Here is a 25753-nt window from a genome sequence, read left to right as displayed (position 1 = left end):
TACACTGCCACAGCCAACCTCTCTCCCCGTTAAAAGTAGCCGAATGTCTCGAACCCTGATGTCACTCGTCGTTTTCATCATTGCCGTGTACCTGGTGCTGTGCGCCGCGCTGTTCGTGTTTCAGCGCTCGCTGATCTGGTTTCCCCAGCCTGCCGCCGTGGTTACAGCGGACTCGCGAATGAAACTGTCGATGCCGGATGCCGAGGTCTGGGTGACAACTCGAGAGCGCAGCGGATCGCGCGCGCTGATCTATTTCGGCGGCAATGCCGAGGACGTCTCGCGCAATCTGCCGGAATTCACTGAGGCGTTTCCTGGCTACGCGCTGTATTTCCTGCATTACCGAGGCTTTGCTGGCAGCACCGGCTCGCCATCCGAAGCCGCGATTGCCGAAGATGCGCTGGCACTGTTCGATCAGGTCTATGCCAGCCACCCGCAGATTGCAGTCATCGGACGCAGCCTCGGTTCGGGGGTGGCGGTGCGCCTGGCCAGTCAGCGGCCGGTGCAGAATCTGATTCTGGTGACGCCGTTCAACAGCCTTGCGGAAATCGCCGCACGGCAATACCCATGGGTGCCGGTGAAATGGTTGCTCAAGGATCGTTTTGAATCGGGCAAGTACGCAGCGCATATCCGCACGCCGACATTGCTGTTGGCGGCCAGCGATGACGACGTGATTGGACGCAGCAGCACGCAGCGCTTGTTCGAGAGCTTTCCTGCGGGCGTGGCGACACTGAAGGTGGTGCCGGACTCGGGGCATAACTCCATTTCCGAGCGGGGGGAGTATTTGCGGTGGATGGGGGATGTGTTGAATCGCTAGTGGTTGTTTGCCAGTGATAGAGAGGTCGACCGGGGCGGCGTCTTCGCGAGCAGGCTCGCTCCCACAGTTGTTCCGAGTACGCCGTAAGCGCGATGTGGGAGCGAGCCTGCTCGCGAAGGCAGCGGTTCGAACAACAGCAATTCAATTGCATTTGCCGCCACTGAACCAAGTCCAAAAAACCCAGTCCTATCCGCGCCGCCACACACGGCTCCCTCACTCTAGCGCTGTCCCCTTTCAGAGCTGTCCGTCCCATGCGCCACGCCGTTCGTTCGTCTCGCTTCGTTTCGCTGTGCCTGCTGAGCCTGTTCCCCTTTTTCACTGAATCCGCCCACGCCAGTGCGGAGCGCGAACTGGTGGCCGCCATCAATGATTACCGCGCCCATCCGCAACGCTGCGACCGCCGCCCTGCGCAGCGTCTGGCGCCTTTGGCTTTGAAATCGAATCTGGCCTTGCCGATCGGCTATCGCTACGGCGGCGGCATGCGCGAGGCGTTGAAGTCTTCCGGCTATTCAGCAATCACGGTGCGCAGCATCCGCATTATCGGAGCCGAAGACGCCGACGAGGCCTTCGATCAGTTGCAGAGCGATTATTGCGGCGCCTTGCTGGATGCGAACTACGCCGACATCGGCGTCAGCCATTCGCGCAATCAATGGCAGGTGGTGCTGGCGCAACCGGTGCTCGACAGCCGCGTCGGTGACAACCGCAGCGTCGGCAAGGCGCTGCTCGCCGAGGTCAACGCTGCCCGCGCCCGGCCGCGTATGTGCGGCCGCCAGCGCTTTGCCGCCGCGCGGCCATTGAGCTGGAATGCCGCCCTCGGCGCAGCGGCTCAGGGCCACAGCAAAGCCATGGCTTACGGCAATTATTTCGCCCACCGCGATCCCGACGGTGACATGCCGGCCGACCGCGCCCGTGCTGCCGGTTATCGCGGCCGCCAGGTCGGGGAAAACATCGCTGCCGGGCAAAGCTCACCGGGCAAAGCCATGGCCGGCTGGCTGGCCAGCCCGGGCCATTGCGCCAACCTGATGAACCCGATGTTCACTCAGGTCGGCGCCGGCTTCGCCAGCGAAGCGCGCAGCGACGACGGCGTTTACTGGACGATGCTGTTCGGCGCGCCGTAAATCACGGCTGACTCCGGGCATTCTCATCGCTTGGGGTGGCCGGGCGCGGCATGACGTGTTGATGGCCGGTCGGGTCGTTGAGCTGGATGACATTACCCTTCTGCCACGCATCAGCCCCCGTTGCGACAGGCGCCGGTTTGATCTCGGAACGGGCCTTTTTCTTCTCGGCACTGTCAATGCCCAGTCGCTGATCACGCTGCCGGACCATTTGTGCATCCGCTTGACCATCAGCGGTGAAGCCCATCATCAACTGCGGCACGCCCAGCGGGAGTTGCTTGTCCTGATCGGTATGCCAAGTGTGCCAGGTCTTGCCGTAGGTATTGGCGAGTTTTTCCATCAAGCGGGTTTCCGCCACTTGCGGGATGCCCGGCGCAACCAATTGGCCAGAAGTCACTTCGTGGGCGTGGCTGTGCCACAGGGTTTTTTCCTTCGCCGGCAACTGCGTGAACAGGCGCTGGCTGATGATGTATTCCACGCCCATCAATTTGGCTTCAGCGGTGTTGCCGTCGTAGATCACGCACTGGAAGACTTCCTCGTTCAGCGCCGAGCAGTAGTGGTGCGCTTCCATCTGCGCGCCGGGATGGCCGTTGTAAAAATGAAAGCCATCAAGGTACATGTTCAACGCGCGGATCGGCGGTTTGTCCTGCAACCACTGCGCGCCGACTTCGAGCATCTCGGTGTCGGAGGCCTTGGCCTGGCCGGGCGTCTGCACCGGCGAATCGGTATTGCTCATCGCGCAACCGGTCAATGCGGCGACCATCAAACCGATAGGAACCCAACGTCCCTGTGAGGTTGTCGTACGCATGTTTCACTCCTCGAACTTTCAGTGACGGGCGCGTGCTGGCCCTGTTCTGCAACTGAAAGCAGGAGATCGGCAGAGTTCGAAAAAGCTGCGTGCGGATCAGACTGGAGAGATCGTCGCCAGCACGCCAATCAGAATGGTCAAGGTCAGAAAGCCGCCGAGAAAAATCGCCATCTTGTACATGTTGCGCTCCTTGAGGCTGGGTGTGCGGTGCACCGGACGCTGCGGGATGAGGTCGGAGGGTGATTGGCCGCACTGCCGGGGCATTCTGAGCCTGTGGCTGTACTGAATACAGAGGCAGATGAAACAGAAAAATACGGATCAGATGCGCATCTGATCCGCTTCGGGCATGAAGCGGTATTCAGGCTGAGACTTGAGGATCCACTTTCGGCGCGGTTGATCTACAGTCATTGCCGACCGACAACAAGAAAAACCGGAGTGACCATGCCCGACCTCGCCTTGCAGCCCAACGCCGCCGCGTCCCTCGAGCGCTGGCACGAGATGATCCGCAGCGGCAATCTCAAAGCCCTGCCCGAACTGCTCGATCCGCAAGCTGTGTTCCGCTCGCCCATGGCCCATACGCCCTACCCCGGCGCGCCGGTGGTGGCGATGATCCTCAACACCGTGTTCGAAGTCTTCGAAGATTTCGCCTATCACCGCGAGTTGGCGACGGCGGATGGCCTGAATGTGATTCTCGAATTCAGCGCCAGGGTCGGCAGCAAGGAACTCAAGGGCATCGACATGATTCGCTTCGATGAGCACGGCAAGATTGTCGAGTTCGAAGTGATGGTGCGGCCGCTGAGCGGGTTGCAGGCACTGGGCGAAGAAATGGGTCGGCGACTCGGTGCTTATCTCGCGTCTGCAAAAGCCTGAATCCACCCTGCATAAAAAAACCCACTGACCGTCGCCGGTTCAGTGGGTTTTGTGTGTCAGGGTTCTGCTTACAGAGCCATGTCACGTGCAGCGTTTTCCTTCGGCGCTACGGCTTTGTCAGCCGCAGGTGCCGCCGGAGCAGCTACCTGACCGATCGCTGGAGGCGTCGGCAGTTCGAGGATTTTCGCGGTGTAAGCCCACTCGGCAGCCACTTTGGCCGGATCGCTGTTCAGCTGGGTGCCATAGCTCGGCACGATCTGGTGCAGCTTGGTCTGCCACTCAGGGGATGCGACTTTGTCTTTGAAGACTTTCTGCAGCACGCTCAGCATGATCGGTGCAGCGGTCGACGCGCCTGGCGATGCGCCCAGCAGGCCGGCGATCGAGCCGTCTTGCGAAGCAACGATCTCGGTGCCCAGCTTCAGCACGCCACCAGCGGCTTCATCACGCTTGATGATTTGCACGCGCTGGCCGGCTTGCCACAGGCGCCAGTCTTCGGCTTTGGCGTTCGGGAAGTATTCCTTCAGCGCGTTCAGACGGTCTTCATCCGACAGCATCAACTGGCCGGCAAGGTACTCGACCAGCGGGTATTCCTTGATGCCGACCTTGGTCATTGGCCAGATGTTGTGGGTGGTGGTGCTGGTCAGCAGGTCGAAGTACGAACCTTCCTTGAGGAACTTGGTGCTGAAGGTCGCAAACGGGCCAAACAGAATGACGCGCTTGCCATCCAGAACACGGGTGTCCAAGTGCGGAACCGACATCGGTGGCGCGCCAACCGAAGCCTTGCCGTAGGCCTTGGCCAGGTGTTGCTCGGCAATCGTCGGGTTCTCGGTCACCAGGAACGAACCGCCAACCGGGAAGCCTGCGTATTCCTTGGCTTCCGGAATGCCCGACTTCTGCAGCAGGTGCAGGGCACCGCCGCCAGCGCCGATGAACACGAACTTGGCGTCGGTTTCGGTCTTGCTGCCGTCCTTGAGGTTTTTGTAGCTCACACGCCAGGTGCCGTCGGCGTTCTTGGTGATGTCTTCGACTTCGCTCGACAGCTTCAGATCGAAGTTGGGTTTGGTTTGCAGGTGAGCGGCGAACTGGCGGGTGATTTCGCCGAAGTTCATGTCCGTACCCAGCGGGCTCCAGGTGGCCGCGATTTTCTGGTTCGGGTCACGCCCTTCCATCATCAGCGGTACCCACTTCTTGATCACCGCCGGGTCTTCGGAGTACTGCATGCCGGCGAACAGCGGGCTCGCCTGCAGGGCTTCGTAGCGCTTTTTCAGGAACTTGATGTTGTCATCGCCCCACACGAAGCTCATGTGCGGTGTGGTGTTGATGAACGAGCGAGGGTTCTTCAGCACGCCCTGCTGAACCTGCCAGGCCCAGAATTGACGGGAAACCTGGAACGCTTCGTTGATCTCGACAGCTTTCGGGATCGTTACGTTGCCCTTGTCGTCTTCCGGGGTGTAGTTCAGCTCGGCAAGAGCCGAGTGACCGGTACCGGCGTTGTTCCAGCCGTTGGAGCTTTCCAGGGCGACGCCATCGAGGCGCTCGACCATTTCCATCGACCAGGTCGGTTCCAGCTCATTGATCCACACACCCAGGGTGGTGCTCATGATGCCGCCGCCGATCAGCAGGACGTCAACTTTCTTGGCTTCGGCAGCATTGGCAGACGACATCCCCATCGCCAAAGCCAGACCGAGCAAGGCTGTGTTCACTTTCTTAAACATCTGTTGCACCTATGATAAAACGCCTTCCGCCCGTCGTTGTTATCAGTCTGCGTTGCGCTGTGTTGACGCTCAGGCTGGCGTCGCGCAATCCGGCACACTTCAATATTGACGGGTGGGCACACAAGGCCGACATGTGGCATCGACCTCAGTTAATGTCCCTTCTGAACTGACTTCTTATCGTTATTGGCTTCAGCTGCTTGAGCGACAGGGATCCCGTCGGCCCGCCCGAAAGGCCAGCCAACCGAATTAAGTCAAAGCAAATTTGGCGCGGAGAATATCACGTCAGGGCGAACCCGCGCGTCTGTTCCCGACTTGAAAGTCTTTTTCCGCTCAGGGGCTTATCGGCCATCGGGCACCAAACATGATGGCGATCAGGCATCGGCCTGCAAACTTTTTTGCGCGATGTGCTTCGCAACTTGATAAATCAGTGCCAACCGCTCGTTGTTCATGCAGAAAATTACCTGCTAAGTTGTACGATGACTGACGAAATAAACCAGTCATCCAAACCCAATAACAACAAGGAACCAACATGACCAAATCCTGCCTCCTCATTGGCTTGTTCTGCGCGTTCAGCGCCTGCGCCATGGCCGCCCCTGCCCCGGCGGAAAAGGACGTTGCCCAAGCAGTTGATCACCTGACTCAGGCGATGCTGCACAAAGACATCGCCGAGTTGAACGCTCTGACCGCGCCGAACCTGACCTACGGCCACTCCAGCGGCAAGATTCAGAACAAGCAGGAATTCATCGCCGACATCGAAACCGGCCGCAGCGCATTCAAGACCCTGGAGATGCAAAAGCAGACCATCACGATGTCCGGCGATACCGCATTAGTGCGCCACCACTTCTCCGCACAGGCGTTGAAAGGGACCGAGGTGATTCCGACCGAGATCGAGAATTTCCAGATCTGGCAGAAACAGGGTGGGAAATGGTTGTTGGTTGGGCGGCAGGCGTTCAGGTTTTGATTGAGGGCACATTGGCCTGATTCAGTGTTGCCCGAGCTGGCCTATTCGCGAGCAGGCTCGCTCCCACAAAGGACTCGACACTGGCGAACCTTGTGGGAGCGAGCCCGCTCGCGAAAGCGCTGGCTCAGGCAATGGAAAACCCGCTGGTCTACCTCAACATCACAACCGAAACCGATCCACCGACCGCGCCAACTGCCCCGCCAGATTCGACAACTCATCCGTAGTCGTCGCCGTCTGCCCGATCACCCGGCTATTGCCCTCGCTCATTCCCGCAATCATCTCCACCTGATGGGCGATCTCATTACTGGCCTGACTCTGTTCGCCAATCGTGCGGGTGATGTCATTGACCAGTTGCGTGGTGTTCAGCGTGGCGTCGAGGATCTCGCGAATCGCCCGCTCGACTTCCGCCGTCACTGCCATGCCCTTGTCGACCTGCGCCACGCCCGCCTCCATGCTGCTGACCGCCTCGCGCGTGCTGTTCTGGATGCGCGCGACCATGGCGGCGATTTCCTGGGTCGAAGCGCTGGTGCGTGCGGCCAGACTGCGCACTTCATCGGCGACCACGGCAAAGCCACGGCCCTGCTCACCTGCCCGCGCTGCCTCGATCGCCGCGTTGAGCGCCAGCAGGTTGGTCTGGTCGGCGATGCTCTTGATCACCTGAATGATGTTGAAGATCGCCTCGGATTCCTGATCCAGCGTGCGGATCACCTGCGCCGACTGCTGTGCCGAGCGGGCGATGTCGTCCATGTCGCTGACCACTTGGTGAATCACCCCGCCACCCTCCTTGGCCAGGTTTTCGGCCTGATTGGCCATGCTCAGGGCACGTTCGGCGTGGCGGGTAATCTCTTCGATGCTCGCGGTCATCTGGCTGGCGGCGGCCGCCATGGTGCCGGCGGCAACGCTTTGCTGCTGGCTGCTGTCGGCGACCTGATGGCAGCCCTGGCTGAGCTGCTCGCTCATGCCGCTGACACCGTGGGCGTTGCGCCGGACCACGTCAATCATGTTGCGCAAATCGCGCTGCATGGTCGCCAATGTGCGTATCAAAACGCTGGCTTCGTCCTTGCCGGCGGGCTCGACAATTGGTTCGCTGAGATTGCCATGGGCAATGCTTTCAGCGATGCGGCTGGCGGATTTGAGCGGCCCCATGATACTCAGGATCACCCAGCGCCCCTGAATCAGCAGCAGCAACAGACTGACGGCCAGCACCACTGCCAGCGCAAGATTGGCGTGGCGGATGGCCGCTTCGGTGCCTTCGCTGGTGTGCAGGGTATTGTTTTCGATCAGTTCGCTGAGCGCGCCCATCTGCTCTTCGAGCTGAGTAAAGGCGCTATTGAACGTGCCGAGCTGCTGTTGGGCGGCATCCGGATTGTCCAGCGCCACGCCGACGATCTGCTCGGCGGATTTGATGTAGGTATCGAGGCTCGGCTTGATCTGCTCCAGCGCCGTGCGCAACTGCGGGTTGATCGGCAGCTTGAGGTTGTCATCCAGCACTTCACGAAAATGCCCGGCGTGCTCGGTGAGCGAATCGCGCACCTCGGTGGCGGTGGCGGTGCTTTTGCCCAGGCCGACCAGCATCGCCGAATAGACATCGGCGCGCAGGGCGTCGTGCATCATGTCCGCTTCCATGTGATTGCGCAGCGCGCTCATGCTCACCGTGTTATCGCCGACCGCCGTGGCCATCCGCAGATTGCCAACGTAGCTGACCAGACTCACGATCAGCGCCGTCAGCAGGCTGGTCGCAATCAGCAACACCAAACGCAGTTTGATCGACACCGTGGAATCTCCCGTGGGCACGCTGGATTGCGCTTGTCGGATTTCAGTTAAGCCTATGTGCAGGGAACTGCCGACACAGAGCGTATCGGCTGATGTCAGCGGCGACTTGAATCCGGCAAAACTTTTCAAACGCGAACCCGGTCACACATTGCAGCGCCGCTGGGATAATGCCTTCATCGCCGGTTAACCCCGGCAGGCTATCAATCCAGCGCTTCGAACATTCATGCAGCTGAAGGAAACGCTTATGAAACGCGCACTGTGGTTTGGTCTGCTCGGCACGCTGGCAATCGGCACCGCACAGGCAGCAACGGAGAAAGTCGCAATCAATCTGGTCAGCGCCGACGGCGCGCCGCAGGCGATCGGCTCGGTAACAGTCAGTGAGACGCCATATGGCCTGCTGTTCACCCCCGACCTGAAATCGTTGCCGGCCGGCATCCACGGCTTCCATGTCCATGAAAACGGCAGCTGCGAAGCGGGCACCAAAGATGGCGTCAAGGGCGCAGCACTGGCCGCTGGCGGACACTTCGATCCGGCGAAAACCGGCAAGCACCTTGGCCCTTACGCCAACGGGCATCTGGGCGATCTGCCGGCGGTATATGTGATGGCTGATGGTGTCGCCAACTACCCGGTGCTGGCGCCGCGCCTGAAGAAGATCGCCGAGATCAAGGGCCACGCCCTGATGATTCACGCCGGCGGCGATAACCATTCCGACATGCCCAAGCCTCTGGGCGGTGGCGGTGATCGCATGGCCTGTGGGGTGATCTGATCCCTCACCGCGGCGCTCGGCGCCAGCGCGTCAATACCAGCAAGGACAGCCCGGCGCCGAACAGCGCCAGGGCCATGTCCTTCTGCGAATCCCACGGATCATTCTGCGCACCGACGAAGGCTTGGCCAGTGTCGTCGCCCAGGTAAGCGCCGCCGACCCATTCGATCAATTCGTACAACGCCGACGTCGCCAGCACTACATTCAGGGTCAACAGCGCCAGCCAGGCGCCACGCAACGGCGTCAGACGCAGCAGCACTTCGCGAATCGGCCAGACCAGCAGCAATCCATAGCTAAGGTGCACCAGCCGATCATAGTGATTGCGTTCAAGACCCAGCACTTTGTTGACGCTGACCCCGGTCAACAGCGTGCCCCACTGATCGTAGGGCACCCGCGAATAGGTGTAATGCGCGCCGACTTCATGAATGCACAGAAAGGCGAAGAGCATCCCCAGCGACAGCGTCGACAGGCGAAAACGCCGATGCGCCAGCAGCAGGGTCAAGACCAGCGCCAACGCCAGGACATTTTCCAATAGCCAGTCGAGGCGGCTGCGCGGGAACAGGCCGAGCGCGATGGTCAGGCAGACAAATCCAGCGAGCAAAAGCGCTTCGATTCGCGTATCTGCCGGTTGGGCAACGTTGTCGCTGACTCTGACGAGCATGGGTCGATTCTCGGCAATACAGGCAAGCGGTAGACCCTTGCCGGTTTTGCCCGTTCCTCGCCGCTACGTTTTTGCGGCCTACGGAACTCCCGCGCGCCGTTCACCTCTGAGGTTATGTAGTCCCTTCCCTTTTTGCTTAGCGCTTGTGGAGGAACACGTCATGCGCAAGTTAGTCCTGATTTCTTCTCTTATGCTTTGCCTGCCGGTCGGTTCGGCGCTGGCCCGCGTTGACGCGGGTGATGTCGCCACTTCGGCAGGTGTGTCCGCGTCGCTGTACTCGACCTTCAAGGACGACAAAATGGTGATTCCGGCCCGTGACGACGTGTCTGCGTTCGTTGCAAGCGGCGGGGCCATCCGTGGGGTTTATCTTGAGTCGGTACTGCAACAGGTGCGCCAAGCCAACCCTGGCTTGAACGCCAGTGATGAAGACCTGGCTAACGCCATTCTGGTGCAATACGAAGGCGTGCAGCAGTAGTCACGAGGGAAGCAGCGGCCGATGGACGGCCGCTGAGTGCGCATAGGCAAAATTGTCCGACGGCCTCTATGATGGAGGCCATGACGACCGTGCCCTTACGCTCACCCTGCCCACCCGGCGCCTGCATCTGCGGGCGCGACCCGTTGCTGGAAACCCCCGGCGCCGATCTGCGCATCCTGCGCCTGACTCGCGCAGAGGAAAAAATCCTCCTGGCGCGCCTGGAACAACTCAAAGACCTCGACGACCTCAAACGCCTGCAACAGCGTATGTACGAGCAACTCGGCATCCGCGTCGACGTCGCCCCCGGTTTCAACGAAGTCCGCACCATGCGCGGTATCGCCATTCAGATCGACGAGCTGCCAGGCCTGTGTCGCAAGACTCGCGCGGCGATCCCGGCGGCGATTCGCAAGGGCCTGGAAAACCACCCGCAAATCGCCTTCGAACTGCTCAACGCCCACGACTTGCTGCGCGACACCTGATCACTTTTTCATGCCGACGCGTTTGCGCATCTCGGCGGTGATGGTCTGGCGGGTTTTCTTCATGTCCGCCCAAGGCTCATCACCGACTTCGGTCAGACGCTCGTGAACGTTGTAGATGTTCCAGTGATTACCGCCCTTGATTTCAGCGACTTCCTCTCGGTACAGCGGCACCGACACCGGCATGCCTTCCCGCGCCCGGGCGGCGTAGGCGCAAATGGTGGTGGCGCCGAGGCCGTTGCGCAGGTAATCGATGAAGATCCGCCCGACGCGGTTTTTCGGACCGGACACCGCTGAAATACGATCCGGCAGCAACTTGGCCATGTGGCTGACGATGGCGTGGCTGAAGTCCTTCACTTCGTCCCAGCCATGCTTGCGGGTCAATGGCACCACCAGGTGAATGCCTTTGCCGCCGCTGGTTTTCAGGAAGGCTTTGAGGCCCAGCTCATCGAGCACGGTGAGGGTCAGCGCGGTGGCTTCAACCATGCTTTTCCATGGCAGCGCCGGATCCGGGTCGAGATCGAGGACGAAACGATCGGGCTTGTCCAGATCCACCTTTGTAGCGTTCCAGGTGTGCAGCTCGACGGTACTCATCTGCACCGCGCCGACCAGCGCTTCGGGATTGTTGATCATCATCACTGGCTGGCCGGTGATGTCCTTGTCTAGTGCAGTAATCCCCGGGATAGCCAGGCGTTCGGCGTTCTTTTGGAAGAACAATTCGCCGGCAATGCCGTCCGGTGCACGCACCAACGCCACGGGGCGATCCTTGAGTTGCGGCAGGATGTATTCGGCAACGCTGGCGTAGTACTGCGCCAGTTGCATTTTGGTCGTGCCGCTGACCGCGTCAATCACCCGATCCGGGTGGGTAATGCGTATTTTGCCGCCGGCCAGTCCTGATTGCGACGGCGCGGTCTCGGCTTTTTTGCTGGCGGCGGTTTTCTTTGCCGGCTGCTTGTCGGCAGTTTTGGTCTTTTCGGTTTTTTCGTTCTTTTCGGACTTGGCAGCTTTCACAGGCTTCGCTCGCTCCGCGGTAATGTCCTTGGCCGGTTTGTCATCGCGCAAACCATGGAATACGGCGTGGCGCACCGAGCCGTCCTTGGTCATCTCGGCGAATGCCACTTCGGCCAGCAGTTTGGGTTTGAGCCAGTGCACACCTTTGGCCTCGAAACCGCTGGGCGGATTGACCACTGCGGCGCTTTTGGTCTGCAACGGCTTGAGTTGGGCGAGGATGCTTTTCAATGTGGTTTCGTTGAACCCGGTGCCGACCTTGCCGGCATAGCGCAACTCGCCGCTGTCACGGTCGTGCAGGCCGAGCAGCAAGGCACCGAAAGCACTGCGCGCACCTTTCGGATCGGTGTAGCCGACGATGACGAATTCCTGGCGATGCTTGCATTTGAGCTTGATCCAGTCGCCGCTGCGCCGCGATACATATGGCGAACCGAGGCGTTTGCCGATCAGGCCTTCCATCTGCATCTGGCAAGCGCTGTTGAGCAGCGCGTCCGGGGTTTCTTCGAAGGCTTCGGAGAAGCGCAGCGTTGACGATTCTTTCTGCGCGCCGAGGATGGTGCTCAGCGCGGCGCGGCGTTCTTCCACCGGCACGTCCCGCAGGTCGACGCCATTCAGATACGGCACGTCGAACAGGTAATAAACAATGTTGCCGCTGCGCCCGGCATCGAAGGCATTCTGCAACGCCTGAAAATCCGGCACGCCTTGCTCATTGGCCACGACCATTTCACCGTCGAGCCATGCCGATTCCAGACCCAACGCCGCCAGTGCCTTGGCCTGCTGCGGGAGTTTGTGCGTCCAGTCGTGGCCATTGCGGGTGAACAGCTGCACCTCATCGTGATCAATCCGCGCCATGATCCGGTAGCCGTCGAACTTGATCTCGTAGCTCCACTGCCCTTCGGGTGCGCTGTCGACCAGCGTCGCCAGTTCCGGCTTGATCAGTGCCGGCAACTTGGCCTTGCGCGCGCCGGTAAGCTGCCCGGACGCCTGCTTGCGCGGCTTGGCCGGGGCCTTTTTTACCGGTTTGGCTTTATCGGCAGCAGCCGCCGATTTGCCGACAATCGTGCGCTCACTGAGCACGCTGTCGGGCTCGGCGACCAGCACGTCGAAATCATCCTGCGGTCGCGCGGCGTTGTCCTGATGCTTGATCAGGAACCATTGTTCTTTCTTGCCCGGCATGTGCGTGCGCACCAGATTCCACACGCCGCCGAGCTTCTCGCCCTGCAGCTCGAACTTCAGTCGGCCCTTGGCATAGGCCTTGTGCGGATCCTCCAGCGGAATCCACACGCCGCGATCCCAGACGATCACATCACCGGCGCCGTAATGCCCCTCGGGAATGCTGCCTTCGAACGTCGCGTAATCGAGCGGATGATCCTCGACATGAATCGCCAGACGCTTGACCGACGGGTCCAGCGACGGCCCCTTCGGCACCGCCCAGCTTTTCAGCGCGCCGTCGAGTTCCAGGCGAAAGTCGTAATGCAGGTGCGAAGCGTCGTGCTTCTGGATGCAGAACTGCAACGCATGATCCTTGGCCGACTTACGGCCCGAGCGCTTGACTGCGGCCGGTTCCGACGTCGCGGAAAAATCACGCATGCGGTTGTAATCGTCGAGGTTCCTGTTCATGAGCACACCGATGGCAGACGGGTTCTGTTATGCAGAAGAGCGACACGGCGGCGGAAAAATTCAATCGAGGTAAAAAAGCCCCGGACGGATGGAGCGGCCGGGGCTTGTAACGACACATCCAGTAATTGGCTGGGGCTGGCTAAACAGAGTGCAGACGCTAAGGCTTTTCCGGCCTGATTGCGTCAGGCAACGATAGACCGACGCAGCCATAGCGCCAGCACCGTTGGGCTGACGCCGGGTCACCGATGAAATCGCACCCGAGAAATTTTCCGCGAGCCAGCTAAGATTCATGGGTGGTGAACCTTATCCCGGCCAAACCGGTCGATAGCTGCAACCCGACCCGGTTTGCCGACGCCCTTTCTGACGATGGGCGATACCCGGCTTGCTTCACTTTCTGGAGAACGCCCCCGTGATATCCACCGTACACATCGCCAGGCTCAAAGCATGGGGCGCCCATGGTTTTACCGCGACTGGCGTGGTCACCGCCTTCCTCGCCACCCTCGCCCTGCTGGAAAACCAGCCGATTCATTGCCTGATGTGGCTGGGCGTGGCGCTGATAGTCGACGGCCTCGATGGCGCACTGGCGCGCAAGGTCAATGTGCAATCGGTGCTGCCGAGTTTCGACGGCTCGATCCTTGATCTGGTCATCGATTACCTGACTTATGTATTCATCCCGGCGCTGTTTATCTACCGCTACATTCCCCTGCCCGATTACACCCTGTTGCTGACGGTGTCGGTGATTCTGGTGTCGTCGCTGTTCTGTTTCTGCAACGTCAACATGAAGAGCAAGGACAACTATTTTGTCGGCTTCCCGGCGGCCTGGAACGTGGTTGCGCTGTGCCTGTACATCATCGGCCCGGGGCCGTGGATCACCTTTCTCACCGTGATCGGTCTGGCATTGCTGACGGTGACGCGGATGAAATTCCTGCACCCGTTCCGCGTGCGGCGTTTCATGCCAATCAATATCGCGGTGACGGCGATCTGGCTGTTGTGCAGTCTGTCGCTGGTACTCAATCACCCGGTGATCAATCCGCTGGTAATGGGCTTGTGGTTGCTGATGTCGGCTTATTTCCTGGGGATCTGCATCTGGCGCACGGCGCTGGAGTGGTTTGATCGCGGCCATTTGAAATAAGCACATCCCCTGTGGGAGCGAGCCTGCTCGCGAATGCGGTGGTTCCATCAACATAAAGGTTGGCTGGCACACCGCTTTCGCGAGCAGGCTCGCTCCCACAGAGATCTTCATCGATCAGGAGATCCGAGGTGGGCTAGCGCTTGGTAATCACCACCTCCAGATACTCACTCGGCACCACCAGCGACGCCTCCCCGGCGCGATTCGACCGGTTGAGCAACTCCGTCAGATCATCCTCCAGCGCCTGTCCGGCCTCCGCCGACAACACCGCAAAAGCCTTGTGCACCGGCCCGTACCAGTGGCGAAAGATGTCAATGAAATGCGCCGCCGAGCGGTAGCGGAAATTGAAGTGGCTGCGGGTCACGCGTACGACAAAATCGCGGTCATCGAAATGCTTGTGCAGCCACGCATCCGAGCCCCAGTTCGATGGCGGCTGAGCAACCGCGGGCGGTGGCAGATGCTGGCCGAGAATCTTGAACATCTGCCCGACGAAGCCCTCCGGCGTCCAGTTGGCCATTCCGATCCGCCCGCCCCGCCGACAGACCCGCCCCAGCTCATTAGCGGCGCTGGCCTGGTCAGGCGCGAACATCACGCCGAACGTCGACAACACGGCGTCGTAGCTTTCATCGGGAAAAGGCAAAGCCTCGGCATCGGCCACCTGAAAAATCACCTCCAGATGTTCGGCCCGGGCGCGATCCTGACCACGCTCCAGCAGTGCCGCGACGTAATCGGTGGAGGTCACCACACAACCGCGCCGCGCCGCTGCCAGGGTCGCGTTGCCGTTACCGGCGGCGACATCCAGCACCTGTTCATCACAGCGCAGATCGCAAGCCTCGGCGAGGCTTTCACCGACGATCTGCAAAGTCGTGCCGATCACGGCGTAGTCGCCACTGGCCCAAGCGACTTTCTGACGTTCCTTCAGGGCAGTGAGATCAATCGGGGTACTCATGACAGCGAGCTCCGTGGCAGAGAGAAAGCACAGGCTGCGACGCGGACCGTGCTTGCTCACTATCGCGCCGAGGCTGCCCGGCGTCCCTGCCAATCGTCCGCCAGCCCCCTAAACCCGGCACTTTGCCGATGAGCGGCGTAAATCTGTCAAGCGCCTGATACACCTTGCGCATTGTCAGCGTTGCGGGATTGGTTTCTGATGCGGGCTCGCCCAAGCAAAGGACTCGACCGATGTCACTGCACCTCGACTGGCTCGCCGCGCACATGCAACACAGCGATCGCTACGCAGCGTGGATTCACCAACAATTCCACTACGAATACGCCGACCAGCCCCTGGCTCAATGGCAGCGCGAATTTGCCGAGGGCCAAAGCAATGGTGAATGGTCGTGCCTGATTGCCATGGACGGTGAACGCCTGCTCGGTGGTGCCGCACTGGCCCGCAACGACTTGGCTGATCGCGCCGATCTCGGCCCATGGCTCGCCTGCGTATTCGTTGATCCCGAGGCGCGCGGGCAAGGGTTGGCGGAGCAGCTGATTGAAGGGATTTGCGAGGCAGCAAAGCAGCGTGGGGTGTCGCGCTTGTACTTGCACACGCAAGACAAACACGACTACTACCGTAAACGCGGCTGGCAGCTATTGGAGGGTTTCCAGGCGTGGGAAAAACAACAATGGCTCAAGGTCCGCGACCTGTGAGCCATTGGTTTTTTTGATCAGGCTGCCGGTGCTTTCGCCTCCTCCAGCAACTGCTTGATCATCTGCTCCTGCTCGGCATAGCGACCTTCACCGAAGTGGCTGTAACGCATCTGGCCCTTGGCGTCGATCAGGTAATGCGCCGGCCAGTATTGATTGTCGAAGTTGCGCCAGATCGCGTAGTCGTTGTCGATGGCGACCGGGTAGGTGATGCCGAGTTTTTTCACCTGATCCTTGACGTTGTTGATGATGCGCTCGTAGCCGTATTCGGGGGTGTGCACGCCGATCACTACCAGGCCGTCCTTCTCGTATTTCTTCGCCCAGTCTTTGACGTACGGCAAGGTGTGCTGGCAGTTGATGCAGTCGTAGGTCCAGAAGTCCACCAGCACCACTTTGCCGCGCAGGGATTCGGCACTGAGCTCTGGTGAATTGAGCCATTGCACAGCGCCCGACAGCGACGGCATCGCGCCCCGGGCCTCGTCCATCATCGAATCGGCGCGGACCTTGCTGACGAAGTAGTCGACCACTTTCGGCACGTTTTCCAGGACGTTTTTCTCGACGCTGGCCACGCCCTCGGAAGAGGTATTGGCGAGCAGGGTCTTGTCGGCGCCCGTCGAAATCACCGCAACTGTAGCAAGCACCGCAACCCCGGCACCGCGACGCAACCAGCCGCTGAACGGGATCGACGGTTTCAGCCGATTGACCAGACCGCGCCCGGCGAAGATCAACGTGCCCAGCGACAAGGCACTGCCGACGCCGTAAGCCAGCAGCAACAGGCTGGTCTGGGCATTGGCGCCTTGCAACATTGCGCCGGTCAGAATCACCCCAAGGATCGGCCCGGCACAGGGCGCCCACAACAGGCCGGTGGCGACACCGAGCATGATCGAGCCCATCGGTCCGGCACGTTTACGCGTGTCCTGATCGAGACGATTGCCGAGCGCGACAAACGGCCTGGTCAGCCAGTCACCGACGCGGGCCGAGATCAGCGACAGGGCGAACAGCGCCATGACCAGCAAGGCGACGTGGCGGCCGGTGTTGCTGGCCTGAATCACCCACTCGCTGCTGACCACGGCAAGGCTGGAGATCAGCGCAAAGGTCAGCGCCATGCCGGCGAGAGTCAGGAGGATCGAGGAGCGGGTACGGTTGGCGCCAGCGAACAGAAACGGCACCACCGGCAGGATGCACGGACTGAGAACGGTCAGCAGACCGCCGAGAAATGCAATGAGGTACATAAGGGGTCACCTTGAAATGGGGGCTGGGCACACAACCGGCCAGCGAGGGAAACGTCCCTCGCTAGCTCGCTTTATTTACGCCGTGGCTCATGCAGTCTGGCCGTCCAGCAACTGTCCTTGAGGCGTACGACTGGCACCGTTTTCCGCGACCAGTTGGCCTTGCGGTGTGCGGCTGGAACCATCAGCGGCAACCATCTGCCCCTGCGGCGTGCGGCTGGAACCATCAGCGGCAACCATCTGCCCCTGCGGCGTGCGGCTGGAGCCGTCAGCGGCAACCATCTGCCCCTGCGGTGTGCGGCTGGAGCCGTCAGCGGCGATCAAGGCATCGCTGCCCTCCTTCGCCACGGTGGTCAGCTGGAAGCAGGTGCTGCTGGCGCAACTGCTCTGCTCTACAGCACTGTTGGCGTGGGCGGCGGCACCGGTGAAGGCGAAGGCTGCTGCGGTCAGAAAGCGTGAGACGTTGTTCATGGCAAAACTCCTTGCAGAAAAAGTAGGGATGACTCAGTTCTGGTTGTTGCAGCCGTCAGCGAATTTGCTGTAATCCAGCTCGCGGGTTTTGCCGGCGGAATCGAGGTAGGTCATGCGCGCCTCGGTGATGCCGCAGGTCACCGAGGTGTCTTCGGTCATCGACAGCACTTTCTGGATATCCAGATGGGTGCCGTAGGTGTAGGTTTGCCGGCTGACGTCAGCTTCGGCGTGGGCCGACAGGGTGCAGATGTTCAGAGCGGCGAACAGGCAGGCGGCGAATACGGATTTGTTGTTCATGGTGTAGTCCTCAAGGCTTCAGTGGGTTTGAGCCGAGGCGGTCTGTGTGTGCCTCGATGGAGCCTATTTGAGGCCTTCGAGGTATCGCGTCTGTGTCAGGAAAGGACGAGAATCACTCGTTGTGTATCCATGCAGCGTGTAGATACAGAGCGATACAAAACCCCGAAAAAATCGTGATTTTGCGTCGGTGTGTATCCGCCGCTACGGCAGATACACTGCAATACAAAGGCAGGCAGGCGTGCGGTCTACGGCGCTATAGACTGCACGGCATTCCCCCTTTGACAGAGGCTTGAACCGATGGAACATGTCGATCACATTCTCATCGTCGACGACGACCGCGAGATCCGTGAACTGGTAGGCAACTACCTGAAGAAGAACGGCCTGCGCACAACAGTGGTCGCCGATGGCCGGCAGATGCGCAGCTTCCTTGACGCCAACACCGTCGACCTGATCGTGCTCGACATCATGATGCCCGGTGACGATGGACTGCAGCTGTGCCGCGAATTGCGTGTGGGCAAACACAAGGCGACGCCGGTGCTGATGCTCACCGCGCGCAACGATGAGACCGATCGCATCATCGGTCTGGAAATGGGCGCCGACGATTACCTGAGCAAACCTTTCGCCGCCCGCGAGCTGCTGGCGCGGATCAATGCCGTGTTGCGCCGCACACGCATGTTGCCGCCGAATCTGGTGGTCACCGAAGCCGGACGCCTGCTGGCGTTCGGTCGTTGGCAGCTGGACACCTCGGCCCGGCACCTGCTCGACAGCGACGGCACCATGGTTGCCCTCAGTGGCGCCGAATACCGCCTGCTGCGGGTGTTCCTCGACCATCCGCAACGGGTGCTCAGCCGCGATCAACTGCTCAACCTGACCCAGGGCCGCGAGGCCGATCTGTTCGATCGCTCGATCGATCTGCTGGTCAGTCGCCTGCGTCAACGCCTGCTGGACGATGCTCGCGAGCCGGCCTATATCAAGACCGTGCGCAGTGAAGGTTATGTGTTTTCGCTGCCGGTCGAACTGCTCGGAGCTTCGGCATGAAACTCAAGCTGCAATGGCCGCGCACCCTCACCTCGCGCCTGTCGCTGATCTTCCTGATCGGGCTGATTCTGGCGCAGGGCCTGTCGTTCGGCGCGCAGTATTACGAGCGTTACCAGAGCGCGAAAAGCACCATGCTCGGCAACCTCGAAACCGACGTCTCGACGTCGATGGCCATCCTCGATCGCCTGCCCGCCGCCGAACGCGAGGCCTGGCTGCCGCGTCTGGCCCGGCGCAATTACGGCTACCTGCTCAATGAGGGCGAACCGGGCATGCCGGTGACCTCGGCTGAAAAGTCCGTCGCGATCGCCTCGATTACGGCGGCCATCGGCGACACTTATCCCATCGTGTTTACCGAAGTTCCCGGCGGTCCGAGACAACATTTCCAGGGCCACTTGCGCCTGAGCGACGGCAGCCCGGTGACCATCGATATCCGTCCGGCGATGGTGCCGTTGTCGCCGTGGTTGCCGGTGGTGCTGCTCGGCCAACTGGCGTTACTGATCCTCTGCACCTGGCTCGCCGTGCGCATTGCCATCCGTCCCCTCACCCGCCTCGCCAACGCGGTGGAAACCCTCGACCCCAACGCTCACCCGATCAAGCTCGACGAGCAAGGGCCGACCGAAGTGGTTCACGCCGCGCGGGCGTTCAACGCCATGCAGACGCGCATCGCCGCCTACCTGAAAGAACGCATGCAACTGCTCGCGGCGATTTCCCACGACCTGCAAACGCCGATCACCCGGATGAAACTGCGCGCAGAATTCATGGACGACTCGGTCGAGAAAGACAAACTGAGCAGCGACCTGGGCGAAATCGAGCATCTGGTGCGCGAAGGCGTGGCTTACGCTCGCAGCGTTCACGGCGCCACCGAAGAAAGCCGGCGTACTGATCTCGACTCGTTCCTCGACAGCTTGGTCTTCGACTATCAGGACATGGGCAAGGACGTGCAGCTCGGCGGCAAAAGCAAAGCGGTAATCGAAACCCGCCCGCAGGCCCTGCGCCGGGTGCTGGTGAACCTGACCGACAACGCCCTGAAATTCGCCGGCGCCGCGCAATTGCAGGTCGAAGCGCAGGGCAACAGCCTGTCGGTGAAAGTCCTCGATCGCGGCCCGGGCATCGCCGAGGCCGAACTGGCGCAGGTGCTGGAACCCTTCTACCGCGTGGAAAACTCGCGCAATCGCGACACCGGCGGCACCGGGCTCGGGCTGGCGATCGCCCAGCAATTGGCGATGGCGCTGGGTGGCTCGCTGCTGTTGAGCAATCGTGAAGGTGGCGGGTTGTGCGCTGAGCTTAAATTACCGCTGCACGGCTGACAGTTTCTGTTTGATTTTCCCTCCTGACCTCTGCTGTTTCCGGTTGAACAGCAGGCATCTGCCTACGCCCTCTTCGGAATCGCCCGACTGTTGCGCCTGGGCCAAAGCCTCTACGGTTATGCATGTCCAGGCGCCCCGCCACTGTCAGACCTGACAGTAGCGGGGCATAAGCCTTGTGCTGTCTGATGACAGCTCGCGAACCGTAACGAGGATCAGCCATGACTCTGCTTGAATCCGTCACACAGGTATGTCATCGGCTGGCGCCAGGCGGCTGGCATTCGCTGATGTTGGCCCATGGGCTTGATCTGTTGGCAGAGCCCCTGGCCGCCGAGCTGCAACGGCCGCTGACGATTGATCGCTGCCTGAGCGGATTCGCGGATTTCGATCCTGATGGAACCTGCGCAATCGAAGCGGCGGCGCCCTCCCGCAGTTTGCTCTATCACGCGCTGGCATCACCGCAAGTGACCGTCGATGAAACCGGAACGGATCTGCGGCTGTTTCCGACTGCGGGCGAAATCGAAAGCGTTCTGAATTATGTTTACAGCATCGCACCGCCCACCCTCGATCAACTGCGCCTGACTGCCGCTGGCGCGCCCCTGGCGGTGGTGGCTTTTGCCAGTGAATACCGCTGCGCAGCCGACACCGTGCACGGCCGACACGCCGACCTGTGCTTTTCGCGCACCGGCATTGCTCGGGTCGGCACCGCGCCTGCCCGATATAACGCCAGACAACGATGCTTCCTGCCCTTTGTCGACGGCGACGTACATGGCATCCGGGTCATGCCGGTGCGCTACAGCGCTTACATTGCCATGCAACTGCGCGGTGATGCGCAGCGCTTCGGGCCGATGGACTTTCAGTCAGAAGTCGATCCGGGGCTGGATTTCTGGGTGCCGCTGCACAAGCTGTTCGATGGCGCACGATGCCTGGCAGGCATGCAACTGGCGGTGACGCTGGAGAATCATCAGATCAACGAGAAGTTGCGGCATATCCATTTACGTCACAGTGGCACCGGCTGGGCGGAGCCGCAGATCAGTCAGCCGCCCTTCGTCGTGATCGATGACTTGGCCGACTGGGCAACTGAGGAAGCGTTCGGCGCCGGCTTGCTGTTGCCAGAGCCAAAAGCACGGCTGGTCGAAGCTGCCAGATTCGAGGGCCGACTGCTATCGTTTCAGATGCCCGCCAACACCGGCGGGATGGTGCATGGTCGACACAAGGTTGACGCGCAAGGCAGCATCGAGGATCTGAACAACCGTGCCGATGTCGAAGCCCTGGTCCGTGAAGGTGGTTATCAGGCCCTGCACTATCAAGACGCGACAGCTGACGGATGGGTCCGGCCGCACTGCCCCGCACTGAGCGACCTGCTGCCGACGGTGGCTGCCTATTCTATTATTGGTCCTCCGGATTTCTACCCACTGTGCAGTCAGCGCAAACTGCTGCGCTGGGTCAGCGAAGAGCCGCTTTTCACCAGTCCCGACATCTGGCACGCCCGTCTCGAAGCACTTTCCAACGTGCGGTATTGCGCCAACCTGAACCTCAAGGATCAGGTGTTTTCCGACAAGGATCGAGGGGTAACGGCGATTGTCGCCTGCGCTGAACCGCGCGCGAGCGTGCTGTCGCCAAAGCCGCTCGCCCAAATTTCACGGCCCTCCTCGCTGCCCGACGGCGCTGCCGGGGTTTTCGGTCCGGGCTGGGAAGTAGGCTGGGTCCGGCAGAACACATCCGACGCGGAATGGATCAACGTACTGGCCGGCTATCAGATGGCAAGCCCGTTTCCCGAAGACGCCAAAATCTGCGCAGCTCTGGGCTCCTTCTGGCCGGGGGTGGCACCGGATTCGGCGCGGGTGTTCGAACCGCGTTCAAGGCTGCACACCATCATCCCGTTGACCGATCAGGAAATTGGCCAGGACGGTGTCATTGCCTGGGACGATCAGCCGGGTCCGCAACTCATCGTTCAAGACAACCGCCTGTTCGCCCAGTACCACGCCTACGCCCACGCCGATTACACACAGGTCGCCCTGGACGGGCATTTTTCCCTGAGCCTGACCGGCCAAACGTCACAAGCCGCGTATGAGCGGCGCGTCGCTTCGATGCATCGGGTTTATCGGGTGCTTGGTGCTGATGACGACAATGCCCAGCGCAATGCCTGGCCGCTGCTGTCGTTTCTCGAGGTGCAGCATCCGGACGATGAACTCGAAAAGGCACAGCAGGAAGCCGGCGTTGTCCTGGAGGGATGGGTGCAGTTTTTTTTGATGTACGAGCGCGGGGCTGTCAGCACTGCCGATGATGATTTCAAATTACGTCATGTCGAGATCAAACGACAGGCCCTGCTGTTTGTCAGTGCTGATGTCAGCCTGCTCAAACTGGATGCAGGCCCTTGGCAGGTCGCGTTTGAAACACTTTGATGTGGTGGTGATTGGCGCAGGACCTGCGGGCTGCGCCAGCGCCATCAGCTGTGTTCGCCGGGGACTTCGCGTGGCTTTGATCGAAAGGCAAGCGTTCCCCCGATTCCGCCCTGGCGAAAGTCTGCACCCGGGTATCGAACCGTTATTGCGCCAACTCGGCGTCGCCGACCTGCTGCGTGCCTCGTCGACTCTGCGCTTTGAAGGCCAATGGGTGCACTGGAACGGCCCGGATCGTTTCAACGCTTTCGGCGCGGACACAACTGGCCCGTGGCGCGGCTTCCAGATCAGCCGCGCGTTACTGGACGCCGCGTTATTACAACAAGCCGCTTCAGCGGGTGTAGAGATATACCAGCCGTGTCGGGCGCACAGTGCTCTCGCGTTCGAGCAACAGGTGATCGGCGTAGAAGCCGACGCCGGTTGCCTTTACGCCTCGTACGTAATCGATGCCAGTGGTGCAGCCGGCTGGCTTGGACGCCAATTGCACCTGAAGGCGCGCATCGATTCTGCTGCATTAGTGGCCCGCTTTGGATATTTGCACGGTCAGCCAGCCCGCTACGCGAGCAATCCGCGCCTGCTGGCCACGACGGATGGCTGGACATGGATCGCGCGGATTGGGCCGCAGTTGACCCATTGGACACACCTTGCGTTTGAAACCGACGCACTACAGACCGTCAGGCAGTCCAGACAAATGCTGCCCGAAGACCTCCAGGCATTACCGCAATCGGGGACGATACGCGGAGCCGACGTAAGCTGGCGCATCAGCGCGACCGTTGCCGGTGACGGCTACCTTCTCGTAGGTGATGCTGCATGCCGGCTCGATCCGGCTTCGTCGCACGGTGTGCTCAAGGCGTTGATGAGCGGCATGCAGGCCGCCCAAGCTATCCATGACAGCCTGTCCCGACCATTACTGCGAACTGCCGCGCAGGCGCAGTATCAGCGATGGCTGCGCGGCTGGTATGAGCACGACCTGACACAGCTGCGCAATTTCTATGGCCTGCATCCGTTCCCGCCCCGATGGCTGGGCACTGATCGAGTAAAAGAGGACTAGACTCATTCATTACCCAGTCGAGGGGGCCGCAGGACGTCTGCTGTGCCCTGCCCCAATCCGTGACCACCGCCCGGTGGCGCCTGCCTCGACATTCAACGCCGCCGGACGGTGATCCTGTTTCAGGAGCACACGTGATGAATGAGGCGAAGCTCAACGAATTCATGGGCAAACTGGTCAACGACATGGGTGGTGCGGCGATGCTGGCCAATGTCATTGTCGGCGAAGAACTCGGCCTGTACCGGGCAATGGCCGACAGCCAACCGATCAGCCCCGAAGCCCTTGCGGCGAAAACCACCTGCAATCCGCGCCTGGTACGCGAATGGCTCAGCGCCCATGCCGCATCAGGCTATATGGAACACGTTGACGGTCAATTTCGCTTGCCTGAAGAACAGGCACTGGCGCTGGCCGTGGAGGATTCGCCGGTGTATGTCGCTGGCGGTCTCGGCGTGGTGGCGTCGTTTTTCCATGACAAGGACAAACTGGTCAAGGCCATGCGCGGCAATGGCGCCTTGTCGTGGGGCGATCACCATCCGTGCATGTTCAGCGGCACCGAACGTTTCTTCCGCCCCGGTTACAAAGGTCACCTGATTGCCGAATGGCTGCCGGCGCTCGACGGCGTGGTGGCGAAGCTGGAACGCGGGGCCAAGGTTGCCGACATCGGCTGCGGCCACGGCGCCTCGACGGTGATCATGGCCCAGGCGTTTCCCAAATCGCAGTTTGTCGGCTTCGACTTCCACGAGCCGTCAGTCACCGTCGCCACGCAACGGGCCGAAGAAGGCGGCGTGGTCAACCGCGCCAGTTTCTTCGAGGGCACGGCGAAAAACTATCCCGGCGGCGACTACGACCTGATCTGCTTTTTCGACTGCCTGCACGACATGGGCGACCCGGTCGGCGCCGCTCGCCACGCTCATGAGTCGCTGAAAGACGACGGCACGGTGTTGCTGGTGGAACCGTTCGCCAACGACAAACTGGACGACAATCTCAACGCGGTCGGGCGCCTGTTCTACGCCGCCTCGACGTTTATCTGCACGCCCAATTCGCTGTCCCAGGAAGTCGGCCTCGGGCTCGGTGCGCAGGCTGGGGAAATGCGCCTGCGCAAAGTCTTTGTCGAGGCCGGGTTCAAGCAGTTCCGCCGCGCCACGCAAACGCCTTTCAACCTGATACTGGAGGCGCGCAAGTAACCCGTGCGGATCGCGTGCTAACCTGCGGGGCACTGCCCATTCTGGAGTGCTGAGCATGCTCGATAGCCCGATCCGCGAAGATCTCGATACGCTGTTGCAGGCCATGGCCGACGATAAATTCCTGATATTGACCGGCGCCGGCATCAGCACGCCATCGGGCATTCCGGACTATCGCGACAGCGACGGCGTGCGTCGTGGGCGGCAGCCGATGATGTATCAGGAGTTTCTCGACGCCCCGGAATCACGCCGGCGTTATTGGGCGCGAGCGATGCTCGGCTGGCCGCGCGTGCGTCAGGCCCGACCGAATGCCGCGCATGAGGCGCTGGCGACATTGCAACAGCGTGGCCGGATCAGCGCTTTGATCACGCAGAACGTCGATACCTTGCACGATCAGGCCGGCAGCCACGATGTGATCGAACTGCACGGCAGCCTGCATCGAGTGCTGTGCCTGGATTGCGGGCAGCGCAGCGAGCGCGACGCGATCCAGCAGCAGATGGAGACACACAATCCCTACCTGAGTGGTGTCGATGCGGTGCAGGCGCCGGATGGCGATACCTTGCTGGATCCGGCGTTTGAAGCGCGGTTTCAAGTGCCCCGGTGCCCGCATTGCGCAGGTGAGCGGATGAAACCGGATGTGGTGTTTTTCGGCGAGAACGTGGCGCAACCGACAGCCGCACGGGCGCTGGCCGCCGCCGAGAATGCGGCGGGTTTACTGGTGGTGGGATCGTCGTTGATGGCGTATTCGGCGTTTCGCTTGTGTCGGGTGATTGCCGAGCATGGCAAGCCGTTGATGGCGATCAATCTGGGCAAGACCCGGGCGGATGATCTGCTCGATTTGAAGATTGAAGGCTCGTGTGAGGAGCTTTTGCCGTGCTTGGTGGAGGAGCTGGATCGGTGAGTTTTCGAGTATTGCGCTCGACTTGAGATTTGCCCCTCACCCTGGCCCACTCCCGA

The 25753-nt window shown here is 60.9% G+C and carries 25 protein-coding genes and 1 pseudogene; 15 read left to right on the top strand and 11 right to left on the bottom strand.

What is annotated here, in order from left to right; translation table 11 throughout:
- Positions 1 to 43 precede the first annotated feature (43 nt).
- Positions 44 to 814 (top strand): alpha/beta hydrolase, encoded by a 771-nt coding sequence (locus ACYSTU_RS13590; RefSeq protein ID WP_498999296.1) that lies wholly within the window; start codon positions 44 to 46, stop codon positions 812 to 814.
- Positions 815 to 1065: 251 nt separating this feature from the next.
- A complete protein-coding gene (locus ACYSTU_RS13585) occupies positions 1066 to 1932 on the top strand; it encodes a CAP domain-containing protein (RefSeq protein ID WP_110645578.1) in 867 nt (288 codons plus the stop codon).
- Between the two features lies 1 nt (position 1933).
- Here ACYSTU_RS13585 and ACYSTU_RS13580 read toward each other — a convergent pair whose 3' ends face one another.
- Both ACYSTU_RS13580 and ACYSTU_RS13575 read right to left on the bottom strand, forming a co-directional pair.
- Positions 1934 to 2737 carry an OBAP family protein gene (locus tag ACYSTU_RS13580; protein ID WP_498999292.1) on the bottom strand — a complete coding sequence of 268 codons (804 nt, stop codon included), beginning with the start codon at positions 2735 to 2737 and terminating at the stop codon, positions 1934 to 1936.
- A 96-nt stretch (positions 2738 to 2833) separates the two neighbouring features.
- Positions 2834 to 3001, bottom strand: a complete 168-nt coding sequence (locus tag ACYSTU_RS13575) for a hypothetical protein (RefSeq protein WP_024013301.1) — start codon at positions 2999 to 3001, stop codon at positions 2834 to 2836.
- 177 nt (positions 3002 to 3178) lie between these two features.
- On the opposite strand from ACYSTU_RS13575, the gene ACYSTU_RS13570 reads away from it, so the two are divergent.
- A complete protein-coding gene (locus ACYSTU_RS13570; RefSeq protein ID WP_498999289.1) occupies positions 3179 to 3607 on the top strand; it encodes a nuclear transport factor 2 family protein in 429 nt (142 codons plus the stop codon).
- A 68-nt stretch (positions 3608 to 3675) separates the two neighbouring features.
- Here the strand turns inward: ACYSTU_RS13570 and mqo are convergent, their stop codons facing one another.
- A complete protein-coding gene (mqo, locus tag ACYSTU_RS13565; RefSeq protein WP_024013303.1) occupies positions 3676 to 5322 on the bottom strand; it encodes a malate dehydrogenase (quinone) in 1647 nt (548 codons plus the stop codon).
- A 529-nt stretch (positions 5323 to 5851) separates the two neighbouring features.
- On the opposite strand from mqo, the gene ACYSTU_RS13560 reads away from it, so the two are divergent.
- Entirely contained in the window at positions 5852 to 6283 is a 432-nt protein-coding gene (locus ACYSTU_RS13560; RefSeq protein WP_366300073.1) for a nuclear transport factor 2 family protein, read from the top strand.
- Positions 6284 to 6442: 159 nt separating this feature from the next.
- On the opposite strand, the gene ACYSTU_RS13555 is transcribed toward ACYSTU_RS13560, so the two are convergent.
- Both ACYSTU_RS13555 and ACYSTU_RS13550 read right to left on the bottom strand, forming a co-directional pair.
- Positions 6443 to 7168 (bottom strand): methyl-accepting chemotaxis protein, encoded by a 726-nt coding sequence (locus tag ACYSTU_RS13555; RefSeq protein ID WP_409456207.1) that lies wholly within the window; start codon positions 7166 to 7168, stop codon positions 6443 to 6445.
- Positions 7169 to 7300: 132 nt separating this feature from the next.
- A pseudogene (locus ACYSTU_RS13550) lies at positions 7301 to 8056 on the bottom strand (MCP four helix bundle domain-containing protein); the annotation flags it as partial.
- A 244-nt stretch (positions 8057 to 8300) separates the two neighbouring features.
- Here ACYSTU_RS13550 and sodC point away from each other — a divergent pair.
- Positions 8301 to 8822 carry a superoxide dismutase family protein gene (gene sodC, locus ACYSTU_RS13545; RefSeq protein WP_110600990.1) on the top strand — a complete coding sequence of 174 codons (522 nt, stop codon included), beginning with the start codon at positions 8301 to 8303 and terminating at the stop codon, positions 8820 to 8822.
- 4 nt (positions 8823 to 8826) lie between these two features.
- On the opposite strand, the gene ACYSTU_RS13540 is transcribed toward sodC, so the two are convergent.
- A complete protein-coding gene (locus tag ACYSTU_RS13540; RefSeq protein ID WP_498999281.1) occupies positions 8827 to 9480 on the bottom strand; it encodes a DUF2238 domain-containing protein in 654 nt (217 codons plus the stop codon).
- Positions 9481 to 9640: 160 nt separating this feature from the next.
- Here ACYSTU_RS13540 and ACYSTU_RS13535 point away from each other — a divergent pair, with 160 nt between their 5' ends.
- Together ACYSTU_RS13535 and ACYSTU_RS13530 are read left to right on the top strand one after the other, a co-directional pair.
- The gene (locus tag ACYSTU_RS13535; protein WP_016775151.1) at positions 9641 to 9955 is read left to right on the top strand and encodes a DUF2388 domain-containing protein; all 315 of its coding nucleotides are present in this window, start codon (positions 9641 to 9643) and stop codon (positions 9953 to 9955) included.
- 68 nt (positions 9956 to 10023) lie between these two features.
- Entirely contained in the window at positions 10024 to 10434 is a 411-nt protein-coding gene (locus ACYSTU_RS13530) for a hypothetical protein (RefSeq protein ID WP_125926922.1), read from the top strand.
- Here the strand turns inward: ACYSTU_RS13530 and ligD are convergent, their stop codons facing one another.
- On the bottom strand, positions 10435 to 13059 hold the full coding sequence (gene ligD, locus ACYSTU_RS13525) for a DNA ligase D (RefSeq protein WP_498999277.1): 2625 nt from the start codon (positions 13057 to 13059) through the stop codon (positions 10435 to 10437).
- A 409-nt stretch (positions 13060 to 13468) separates the two neighbouring features.
- On the opposite strand from ligD, the gene pcsA reads away from it, so the two are divergent.
- Positions 13469 to 14191, top strand: a complete 723-nt coding sequence (gene pcsA / locus ACYSTU_RS13520; protein WP_039762346.1) for a phosphatidylcholine synthase — start codon at positions 13469 to 13471, stop codon at positions 14189 to 14191.
- Between the two features lie 133 nt (positions 14192 to 14324).
- Here pcsA and ACYSTU_RS13515 read toward each other — a convergent pair whose 3' ends face one another.
- Positions 14325 to 15137: a class I SAM-dependent methyltransferase gene (locus ACYSTU_RS13515; RefSeq protein WP_498999274.1), complete on the bottom strand. Its 813-nt coding sequence runs from the start codon at positions 15135 to 15137 to the stop codon at positions 14325 to 14327.
- A gap of 230 nt (positions 15138 to 15367) precedes the next feature.
- Between ACYSTU_RS13515 and ACYSTU_RS13510 the strand changes: the two genes are divergently transcribed.
- On the top strand, positions 15368 to 15829 hold the full coding sequence (locus ACYSTU_RS13510) for a GNAT family N-acetyltransferase (RefSeq protein ID WP_498999271.1): 462 nt from the start codon (positions 15368 to 15370) through the stop codon (positions 15827 to 15829).
- A 17-nt stretch (positions 15830 to 15846) separates the two neighbouring features.
- Here the strand turns inward: ACYSTU_RS13510 and ACYSTU_RS13505 are convergent, their stop codons facing one another.
- From ACYSTU_RS13505 to ACYSTU_RS13495, 3 genes are all read right to left on the bottom strand, one after another.
- Positions 15847 to 17058, bottom strand: a complete 1212-nt coding sequence (locus ACYSTU_RS13505; protein ID WP_122700636.1) for a cytochrome c biogenesis protein DipZ — start codon at positions 17056 to 17058, stop codon at positions 15847 to 15849.
- A gap of 87 nt (positions 17059 to 17145) precedes the next feature.
- Positions 17146 to 17526 (bottom strand): hypothetical protein, encoded by a 381-nt coding sequence (locus ACYSTU_RS13500; RefSeq protein ID WP_110600975.1) that lies wholly within the window; start codon positions 17524 to 17526, stop codon positions 17146 to 17148.
- Positions 17527 to 17559: 33 nt separating this feature from the next.
- Entirely contained in the window at positions 17560 to 17823 is a 264-nt protein-coding gene (locus tag ACYSTU_RS13495) for a DUF2790 domain-containing protein (RefSeq protein ID WP_016775158.1), read from the bottom strand.
- 297 nt (positions 17824 to 18120) lie between these two features.
- Here ACYSTU_RS13495 and ACYSTU_RS13490 point away from each other — a divergent pair, with 297 nt between their 5' ends.
- From ACYSTU_RS13490 to ACYSTU_RS13465, 6 genes are all read left to right on the top strand, one after another.
- Positions 18121 to 18861 (top strand): response regulator, encoded by a 741-nt coding sequence (locus tag ACYSTU_RS13490; RefSeq protein WP_024013314.1) that lies wholly within the window; start codon positions 18121 to 18123, stop codon positions 18859 to 18861.
- Positions 18858 to 20168, top strand: a complete 1311-nt coding sequence (locus ACYSTU_RS13485; RefSeq protein ID WP_498999266.1) for a sensor histidine kinase — start codon at positions 18858 to 18860, stop codon at positions 20166 to 20168. Before ACYSTU_RS13490 ends, ACYSTU_RS13485 begins: the two co-directional genes overlap by 4 nt.
- Before the next feature lie 461 nt (positions 20169 to 20629).
- Complete coding sequence (locus ACYSTU_RS13480) at positions 20630 to 22570, top strand: hypothetical protein (protein ID WP_498999263.1); 1941 nt, start codon at positions 20630 to 20632, stop codon at positions 22568 to 22570.
- A complete protein-coding gene (locus ACYSTU_RS13475) occupies positions 22512 to 23618 on the top strand; it encodes an NAD(P)/FAD-dependent oxidoreductase (RefSeq protein ID WP_498999762.1) in 1107 nt (368 codons plus the stop codon). The genes ACYSTU_RS13480 and ACYSTU_RS13475 overlap by 59 nt, the downstream gene beginning before the upstream one ends.
- Positions 23619 to 23752: 134 nt before the next feature.
- Positions 23753 to 24799: a class I SAM-dependent methyltransferase gene (locus tag ACYSTU_RS13470; RefSeq protein WP_498999261.1), complete on the top strand. Its 1047-nt coding sequence runs from the start codon at positions 23753 to 23755 to the stop codon at positions 24797 to 24799.
- A gap of 55 nt (positions 24800 to 24854) precedes the next feature.
- Entirely contained in the window at positions 24855 to 25697 is an 843-nt protein-coding gene (locus ACYSTU_RS13465) for an NAD-dependent protein deacetylase (RefSeq protein WP_498999258.1), read from the top strand.
- The last annotated feature ends 56 nt before the right edge of the window (positions 25698 to 25753 follow it).

This window comes from Pseudomonas glycinis, from assembly GCF_054871425.1.
This window is presented reverse-complemented; position numbering and strand designations above follow the sequence as displayed.

Coding starts and splice junctions, on each gene's coding strand:
- ACYSTU_RS13590 (WP_498999296.1), top strand. CDS start 44: ATGTCTCGAACCCTGATGTCACTCGTCGTTTTCATCATTGCCGTGTAC.
- ACYSTU_RS13585 (WP_110645578.1), top strand. CDS start 1,066: ATGCGCCACGCCGTTCGTTCGTCTCGCTTCGTTTCGCTGTGCCTGCTG.
- ACYSTU_RS13580 (WP_498999292.1), bottom strand. CDS start 2,737: ATGCGTACGACAACCTCACAGGGACGTTGGGTTCCTATCGGTTTGATG.
- ACYSTU_RS13575 (WP_024013301.1), bottom strand. CDS start 3,001: ATGCCCCGGCAGTGCGGCCAATCACCCTCCGACCTCATCCCGCAGCGT.
- ACYSTU_RS13570 (WP_498999289.1), top strand. CDS start 3,179: ATGCCCGACCTCGCCTTGCAGCCCAACGCCGCCGCGTCCCTCGAGCGC.
- mqo (WP_024013303.1), bottom strand. CDS start 5,322: ATGTTTAAGAAAGTGAACACAGCCTTGCTCGGTCTGGCTTTGGCGATG.
- ACYSTU_RS13560 (WP_366300073.1), top strand. CDS start 5,852: ATGACCAAATCCTGCCTCCTCATTGGCTTGTTCTGCGCGTTCAGCGCC.
- ACYSTU_RS13555 (WP_409456207.1), bottom strand. CDS start 7,168: ATGGCGGCCGCCGCCAGCCAGATGACCGCGAGCATCGAAGAGATTACC.
- sodC (WP_110600990.1), top strand. CDS start 8,301: ATGAAACGCGCACTGTGGTTTGGTCTGCTCGGCACGCTGGCAATCGGC.
- ACYSTU_RS13540 (WP_498999281.1), bottom strand. CDS start 9,480: ATGCTCGTCAGAGTCAGCGACAACGTTGCCCAACCGGCAGATACGCGA.
- ACYSTU_RS13535 (WP_016775151.1), top strand. CDS start 9,641: ATGCGCAAGTTAGTCCTGATTTCTTCTCTTATGCTTTGCCTGCCGGTC.
- ACYSTU_RS13530 (WP_125926922.1), top strand. CDS start 10,024: ATGATGGAGGCCATGACGACCGTGCCCTTACGCTCACCCTGCCCACCC.
- ligD (WP_498999277.1), bottom strand. CDS start 13,059: ATGAACAGGAACCTCGACGATTACAACCGCATGCGTGATTTTTCCGCG.
- ACYSTU_RS13515 (WP_498999274.1), bottom strand. CDS start 15,137: ATGAGTACCCCGATTGATCTCACTGCCCTGAAGGAACGTCAGAAAGTC.
- ACYSTU_RS13510 (WP_498999271.1), top strand. CDS start 15,368: ATGTCACTGCACCTCGACTGGCTCGCCGCGCACATGCAACACAGCGAT.
- ACYSTU_RS13505 (WP_122700636.1), bottom strand. CDS start 17,058: ATGTACCTCATTGCATTTCTCGGCGGTCTGCTGACCGTTCTCAGTCCG.
- ACYSTU_RS13500 (WP_110600975.1), bottom strand. CDS start 17,526: ATGAACAACGTCTCACGCTTTCTGACCGCAGCAGCCTTCGCCTTCACC.
- ACYSTU_RS13495 (WP_016775158.1), bottom strand. CDS start 17,823: ATGAACAACAAATCCGTATTCGCCGCCTGCCTGTTCGCCGCTCTGAAC.
- ACYSTU_RS13490 (WP_024013314.1), top strand. CDS start 18,121: ATGGAACATGTCGATCACATTCTCATCGTCGACGACGACCGCGAGATC.
- ACYSTU_RS13485 (WP_498999266.1), top strand. CDS start 18,858: ATGAAACTCAAGCTGCAATGGCCGCGCACCCTCACCTCGCGCCTGTCG.
- ACYSTU_RS13475 (WP_498999762.1), top strand. CDS start 22,512: ATGTCAGCCTGCTCAAACTGGATGCAGGCCCTTGGCAGGTCGCGTTTG.
- ACYSTU_RS13470 (WP_498999261.1), top strand. CDS start 23,753: ATGAATGAGGCGAAGCTCAACGAATTCATGGGCAAACTGGTCAACGAC.
- ACYSTU_RS13465 (WP_498999258.1), top strand. CDS start 24,855: ATGCTCGATAGCCCGATCCGCGAAGATCTCGATACGCTGTTGCAGGCC.